General features: G+C 64.9%; 4 protein-coding genes and 1 pseudogene. 2 read left to right on the forward strand and 3 right to left on the reverse strand.

Features of this window, described 5'->3' with window-relative positions; all coding sequences use genetic code 11:
• The coding region (locus ACIQ3R_RS12950) for a TonB-dependent receptor plug domain-containing protein (RefSeq protein WP_397419136.1) at positions 1-850 on the reverse strand (850 nt) is incomplete at its 3' end.
• Between the two features lie 442 nt (positions 851-1,292).
• Here ACIQ3R_RS12950 and ACIQ3R_RS12955 point away from each other — a divergent pair.
• Positions 1,293-3,080, forward strand: a complete 1,788-nt coding sequence (locus ACIQ3R_RS12955) for a tetratricopeptide repeat-containing protein (RefSeq protein WP_397419138.1) — start codon at positions 1,293-1,295, stop codon at positions 3,078-3,080.
• A 28-nt stretch (positions 3,081-3,108) separates the two neighbouring features.
• Here ACIQ3R_RS12955 and ACIQ3R_RS12960 read toward each other — a convergent pair whose 3' ends face one another.
• Positions 3,109-5,034, reverse strand: a complete 1,926-nt coding sequence (locus ACIQ3R_RS12960; RefSeq protein WP_397419140.1) for a tetratricopeptide repeat protein — start codon at positions 5,032-5,034, stop codon at positions 3,109-3,111.
• Positions 5,035-5,037: 3 nt separating this feature from the next.
• The gene (locus ACIQ3R_RS12965; RefSeq protein ID WP_397419142.1) at positions 5,038-6,216 is read right to left on the reverse strand and encodes a PEPxxWA-CTERM sorting domain-containing protein; all 1,179 of its coding nucleotides are present in this window, start codon (positions 6,214-6,216) and stop codon (positions 5,038-5,040) included.
• Positions 6,217-6,392: 176 nt separating this feature from the next.
• On the opposite strand from ACIQ3R_RS12965, the pseudogene ACIQ3R_RS12970 reads away from it, so the two are divergent.
• Positions 6,393-7,144: pseudogene (locus ACIQ3R_RS12970) on the forward strand (VWA domain-containing protein); the annotation flags it as partial.

Genomic DNA, 7,144 nt, shown 5'->3' on the forward strand with positions numbered 1-7,144 from the left:
ACGTGGAGCCGTTCTCCCCAAAGGCGATCCCGCGAAGGGGGCCGGATGTAATCAGACCGCCGGCGGTGTAGGCGGAAGTCTGGACATTGTTAGAGATCAAGGTCGCGGGCAGACCCGCCGCGCGCGTGGCCGGAAGCGACATCACGCCCGGCTCCTTTTGTCCCCACTTCCGGGCGTACATCGTGCCCGTTCCCTCGGAGTGGGTGTAGTCGCCCCCGATGATCCAGTGCAGCTTGCCATCAAGGAAAGAGCGACCGTAGGCCACGGAAGGATTGTACTCGTGGTTGTCGCCGCGCTGGCTGACGCCAAACCTGAGGTCCGCCGTGAACCCTTCCATTCGGTTCTTCAGGATGAAATTGACCACGCCGGCCACGGCGTCCGAACCGTAGGCGGCCGAGGCGCCGCCAGTGACGACATCAACCCGATCAATCAGACTGGTCGGAATGAGGTTGGTGTCAAAGACGTTGGTCGGCGCATCCGGTACATGCCGACGACCATTGACCAACACCAGCGTCCGAACAGCCCCCAGTCCCCGCAGGTCCAGGTTCGCCTTCGATGCGTTCTGGGCTCCGGTGGAGTTTACGCTTGGCCCGCTTGTGCCGCGGAAGGAGGGGATGTCCCTCACCACCTCGAAGATACTCGCAGCGGCGCGCTGCTGGAATTGATCTGCCCCGACTTCAGTGACCGGCGTAGGCGCGGTGAATCCGCCTGTTCGCAGCCTCGATCCTGTCACCACGACTTCTTCGACAGCCTCGCTGTCCGCAGTCGATGACTGGGCCGCCGCCGTCGATCCCAGCATGGCCGTCATCGATGCGCCAGCCAGCAACGCCCTTAGTCCAAACCGCCCCATGACCATCTCCCGAAACGTCAAAACATGACCTCTCGGGCGTCATCCGACCCCATGCCTGCCCGTGCGTCCGGCATTCACCGTCGACGCGCCCAATCCCTTTGCGGGTAAGGGATTGGCGCGCTTTTCGATCAGTTCGCCTAGCGTCGCATTGAGGGCAAAGCGCAATCACCGCCAAGATCGCTCCCGGGATTGGCGCCACGCCCGCTCGTGGGGCGCCCCATGATCGAATTTGTTACAAATCGACGACACGCGATGAGGGCGACCAGCGGCCCGGTAGCGGCTCCCGACCCCGCATGTCGCCCCCTTCTGGACGCGGGTCGCGCGCGGAGATAGCTTCACGCTCGCGGTGCGGGTGTTCACCCGCAGGTTTCGGGGGAACGACGCTGGGCTCGGGGGCTGCCGGACAAGTTGAGGGGCGGATTGTGCGCGGGGATCCGGGGCCATGAGCGAGCCCCTGATCCCGTCCCGACGCGACGCCTCACCGGCGACGCCGGAGGATCGTGCGCGTTCGGTCCGCGCGGCCATAGCGCGGGGCGATCTGCTGGGCGCCTATGACGAAGTCGTCCGTCGGGGCGACACGGAGCATGCTGACCTAAACTACCTTGAAATCCTGACCCTGGCCCGCCTGGGCGATACGGCGCGCGCGCTCAAGCTGTACGAAGAGTATCGCTTGGCCGACAACGAGGACGCCGACTCCCTGTCTCTCAGGGCGCGCCTGCTCAAGGACCTCGCCTTCGCCGCGGGGCCCCGGCCAAACCCAGAGCGCCTGGTCGAGGCCTGCACCCTCTACGCCGAGATCTATCGGCGGACGAAATCGAACTATCCGGCCATCAATGCCGCCTCGTTGGCGCTTCTGGCCGGCAAGGATCATCTGGCTCGCCAACTGGCGGAGGTGGTGGCCAAGAGCTCCACAGGACAAGACTACTTCTCGCTCGCCACACGCGCCGAAGCCCTGGTTGTTCTGGGCGATTTCGAAGCCGCACGGGATGCGCTTGAGCAGGCTATCGCCGCGCCTGACGCCGACGTCGGCGCTATTTCCACCACGACGCTGCAGCTCGACCGCCTTGCCCACGCCGCCGTCGACGGCGCGCAGATCGAGAAGCTGCTTGAATTGGTGCAGCCGCCCCGGGTGGCGATGTTCTGCGGCAACATCTTCATCGGTGATCCGGCGCTCGAGTCCAGTCTCGCCGCCCAGGTCGACGCCCGCATCACCGCCGAACACATCGGCTTCGGATATGGCGCGCTCGCCGCGGGTAGCGATATTCTGATCGCCGAGCGTCTGCTGGCCGCCGGGGCCGAGCTCCACGTCTTGCTGCCCTTCGCCGAGGCCGACTTCCTGGAATACTCAGTGGCCCCGGCCGGGGAGCATTGGGTCGAGCGGTTCCACGCCTGCATAGCGCAGGCCTCCTCGATCTCTTACGCCAGCAACATGAGCTACATGGGCGAGATGGAGCAGTTCGCCTACGGCTCCAAGGTGACCATGGGCATGACGCGCCTCAAGGCCCGGCACCTGCACGCGGAAGCGATCCAGCTGGTCATCGTCGAGGAACGCGGCGACCGGACACTCAGCGGCTCCGATATCACCTCCTGGCGGGCGACCGGCGGTCGATCCGTGGTGGTCACGGCGCCGCCCCTCACGCGCCCTGTGATGCCCCCGCCGCCGCCGACCTCCGGCGTACCGCGCGGGACTTACGGCCTGATGTTTACGGACTACCCAGGCTTCTCGAAGCTGGACGAGCGGGTCCTGCCGCTGTTCTGGGAAGACGTCATGGTCCGCGCCGCCCGGGCGCTTGAGAAGTACGGCGACGTGATCCGCCAGGGCAACACCTGGGGCGACGCCATTTTCGCCGTATTCCGGGATGCGCCCAAGGCCGCCGCCGCGGCGTTGGATCTCTGTGAGCAGCTTGCAGATGTGGATTGCAAGGCGCTCGGCGTCCGCGAGGGCACGGCCATGCGGATCGCCCTGCACTACGGCCCCACCTATTCGGGCTACGATCCCGTGACCAAGCGCACCACCTACTACGGCAGCGAAGTCTCCCGCGCAGCGCGGATCGAACCCGTTACGCCCTCAGGCAGCGTCTACGTCACCGAGCCATTCGCCGCGGTGCTTGAGATGGAGGCGGACCACCCCTTCGTCTGCAACTATGTGGGCAAGGTGGCGCTGCCCAAGAACTACGGCATCTATCCGCTGTACCGCCTGTCCCGCGCGCCGACCGCGCTGGGGTTCTAGAGACTTCGATCCCGCTTTTGCCGGCCCTCTAGACGGCCAGTTTGCGGCACGTCTCGGCCATGGTGCGCGTGAAGCTCGCCTTGGGTCCCAGAGTATCATTCAGAATCTTGATACCGGCCGCACAGTCCCGCCGCGCCTCGTCCATGCGGCCGGCGCGCGCCAAGACCCTGGCGCGATTGACCAGCAGGTCGCCATGGTTGGGATGCAGTTCGCCATAGCCGACATCATAGTTGCGCTTGGCGTCGTCCAGGGTCGCCAGCGCCGCCTCGGTGCGCCCCTCCTCCGACTGGATCAGCCCGAGATAGACTTCGGCGATGCCGATCAGGTGGTGGGGCCGACCGAAGGTTCGCTTGTAGATCGCCACAGCCTCAGTCAGGGCGCGCTCGCCGGCAGCGCGATCACCCAGGCCCTGCAGAATCTGACCCTGCATGGAGAGTGTATCGGCCAGAATGGGATTGTCCTTGTCCAGCACCTGTCGCTGGATGCGCAGCGCATTGGCGATCTGGGTTCGCGCCTTCGGCAGTTCGCCAGCGTTGTAGGAATTCTGAGCCAATGCGAACCAGGCCTTGCCGGTGGAAAGATGGGTCGCGCCCCGCTCGATCTCCGACAGACGAAGCGCCTCGGTCAGCGAGGCTTCGGCCGCCGCGAACTGGCCGTCGTCGGATAGCAGAATCCCCCGGTTCTGAAGCGCGGTGGCGATAGCGGTGCGCGGGGTCTTCGGATCCGCGCGATAGTAGGCCAGGGCGCGATCAAAGGCCGCGATGCCCGCCTTGGGATTTGAGCGCGAGATCCAGACCCGACCCTCGGTGAGCGCCGCCGCAGCGCGCAGTCGCGGGTGCTGGGTGAGGTCCGGACCCAGCATGGCTTCCGCCTGCCTTGTCGCCGCCAGCGCGTCGTCAAAGCGTCCCTGCCGCACCTTCGTCGCCGAGAGCACAAGCAGCGCCGAAGCGCCGTCCGCCCCCGAACGGCGGATCGCCGGCATTCCCGCCTCGAAGACCGCCGCCGCCTCGTTGAAAAGCCCAAGATTGTTGTAGGCCCGTCCCAGCGTCGCCAGCAGGCGTGACTGGATCTCCGGCTGGTCGGCCAGTTCGCTGCGCGCCCGCTCGGCGCTGCGGCCCAGGATGGTCAGGGCCGTAATAGTGCGGGGGTTTTCGGTCGCCGGATTCGAGAGCTCGAAGGTGCCGACCAGATAGTCCGACGCCACCCGCGCAGCTTCGGCCTCGCGTTCGGCAATTCCGCGCTGGTGATCCGCCTCGATCCGGAGCGAGTTGGCGTAGAAGGCGAGCCCCCCGGTCACCACCATGCCCGAGACCGCGCCTGCGGCGATCACGGTCATCTGGGCGATGCGCCGCTGGGTCTCGCGCTGGACCAGTTCGTCGAGCTTCAGGCCGGTGAGCCCGGCCACCAGCTTCTGCAACGCCAGGCGTTCACCATCCGCATGGCGGCGCACGTCGGCGGCGATGGGCTCAGCAGGGATGTCCGAAAGTTCGCCGTCCGGGCCGAGCCGCACCCGCAGCGCCGGAGGGAAGCATTCCAGATCTTCGCGGCCCGGCGTCTCTGAAGCGTGCGGTTCGCCGTCGACGACGATCGCCAGCACACGGGAGTCGCCGTGCACCTGCTTGAACTGGCGGATTTCCTCATTGACCCAGCGCGAGCGCGCGGAGGCGGGTGAGCAGATCACAACCAGGAACATGGAGTTCCGCAGCGCCGCGCTGAGCTCGGCGCTCAGATCGCCGGAGGCCGGCAGCTCCTCGCGGTCGCGAAAAACAGGCCGAAGCCGCCGCGGGGTTTCCCCTACGACGGTCTTCCGCCCAACAAGCTTGGCTGGAATCCGATAGCCTTCGATCTGCCAGTGCAGCTTCTGAGCGAAGGCCTTGTCACGGTGGCTGTAGCTGATGAACGCCCGGTAAGCGGGCGCAGCGTGCGCTGCGGTGGACGTATCAGGTTCAGCCATGCCTCATGCTGTAATGGTCCGCCGACGCCGCCGCAACGCCGCTCCCGCCAGACCAAAGCCGCCGATCATCAATGCCCAGGTCGCAGGCTCCGGAATCGCCGCGCTGTTGATCTGCGCCTTGGAGAGTTCCAGCTCGCGGAAGCCCAGGCCGTTGAACCCCCGGGTGTGGAAAGGGTGGCCGCGCGACAGCTGGTCCTCGTCACCCATGCCGCTCACCGAGAACTCCTCGTCCGCGCCGCCGCGGCCGATGGGGTCGCCGAAAGCGGAGAAGGCGACCAGGCAGGCCGTGCCGTCGTTGATGCAGGCGGCGTTCGTGAAGGCGCTGACCGTGGCCCGATACTCAAGGGTCTTCGTGCCGTAGCCGATCAGATTTCCAAGCGAACTCAGCGGAATAGTGATCTGAGTGGCTGACCAGTCCCACAAGAACGTTGTGGCAAGATTGAATTTGTCGGCGTGAACCACATCTTCAAAGCTCTGATATTCAAGAAGCGCACCGAGATTGCTGTTGAAGTTCTCCGGGCCGACGTTTTCCGCGAACCTTGTATTATAAGTCCTTACAAGATTGCCGACGCCATCGAAGCTGAGGAGGATTTCGCCGCTCAGGGTATAGAGCGCATCGCCGCCAAACGGCGTGACCTCGAAGTCGAAACTCGCGCCTGCGAAGGTGGTGAATTCACCAACGGAGGAGAACAGATCGCCAAATGTCGCACTCGTCGTGGGGCCGGTGTCGAGATAGACGTTGCCCGCAGCGGCGTTCCGGTCCTGCATGAAGAAGCCCATGCCGGCGGGAATGATCGTCGAGGTGAAATCCTCGAGCGCGATCGGGCCGTCATTGGGATTGTAGATCGCCATGTCGACGCCGGTGGTCACGGTTCCGCTTGCGTTGGCGCCCGAAACCGCCACGCCGCTGCGGAAGAAGACTGTGTTGGGGTCGATCGTCGTTTTCGCCGAGGCGGTGCCGCCCTCGCCGCCGATGTTCCGATAGGCCTTGCCTGACGCGTCCAGGAAGGTCTTGTCGCCATCAAAATCTGAACCCGCGTCGTTCGTCACAAACCCGCTCGCGACAGGCGTGAACGTGATCGACTGCGCCTGAGCGGCGCCGGCCGCAAAAACCGCTGTCGCGGCCAGCAGAAGTGTTTTGATCTTCATCGCAATGTTCCCAACGCCCATGTCGCGCGCCACAGCACGCCCTCAACCGCATCGAATCCAGAAAACATCGGTCTCAGCGAATCGTTTCACTCACGAGGCGAGTGATTGAGCGTCGTGCGCCTGACAGGCGACCCGCCTCTGGACACCGCGCGCTCGAACGCCCATCCTCGCCCGTTCAAACGACTGTTCGAGCGGAGGCGTCGCGCGCCATGTTCATGCGCTTCTTCACTGAGCTTCGCGAGGCCAAGCTGCCGGTGACGCTCAAGGAATACCTGATCCTGATGGAGGCCATGGACAAGGCCGTCATCGATCGCTCGGTCGAAGATTTCTATTACCTCTCGCGCGCCGCCCTGGTGAAGGACGAGAAGAACATCGACAAGTTCGACCGCGTTTTCGGCCACGTCTTCAAGGGCCTCGAACGGCTGGACGAGGGCGTCGCCATCGATATCCCGGCCGAGTGGCTGAAGAAGATGTCCGACCAGTTCCTCACCGAAGAGGAAAAGGCCCAGATCGAGGCGATGGGCGGCTTCGAGAAACTGATGGAGGCGCTCGCCGAGCAGGCCCGGCAGCAGCGCGAGCAGCAGGACCAGGACGGCAAGGGCCCCGGCGGGCGGCCCGACGGTTCCAACCCCTTCGGCGCCAACGGTTATCACCCCGAGGGCGTGCGTTTCGGCCAGGAGAAGGGCCGACACGGCCGCGCCGTGAAGGTGTGGGACAAGCGCGAGTACAAGAACCTCGACGATCAGGTCGAGCTTGGCACCCGCAACATCAAGGTCGCCCTGCGCCGTTTGCGCAAATGGGTCCGCGACGGCTCAGTGGAAGAGCTCGACATGGACAAGACCATCAAGGGCACGGCCGAAAAGGGCTATCTCGACATCAACATGCGGCCTGAACGGCGCAACAAGATCAGCGTGTTGCTGTTCCTGGATGTCGGCGGTTCCATGGATAGCCACATCAAGAT

This window comes from Phenylobacterium sp., from assembly GCF_044371015.1.
Classification (GTDB): domain Bacteria; phylum Pseudomonadota; class Alphaproteobacteria; order Caulobacterales; family Caulobacteraceae; genus Phenylobacterium.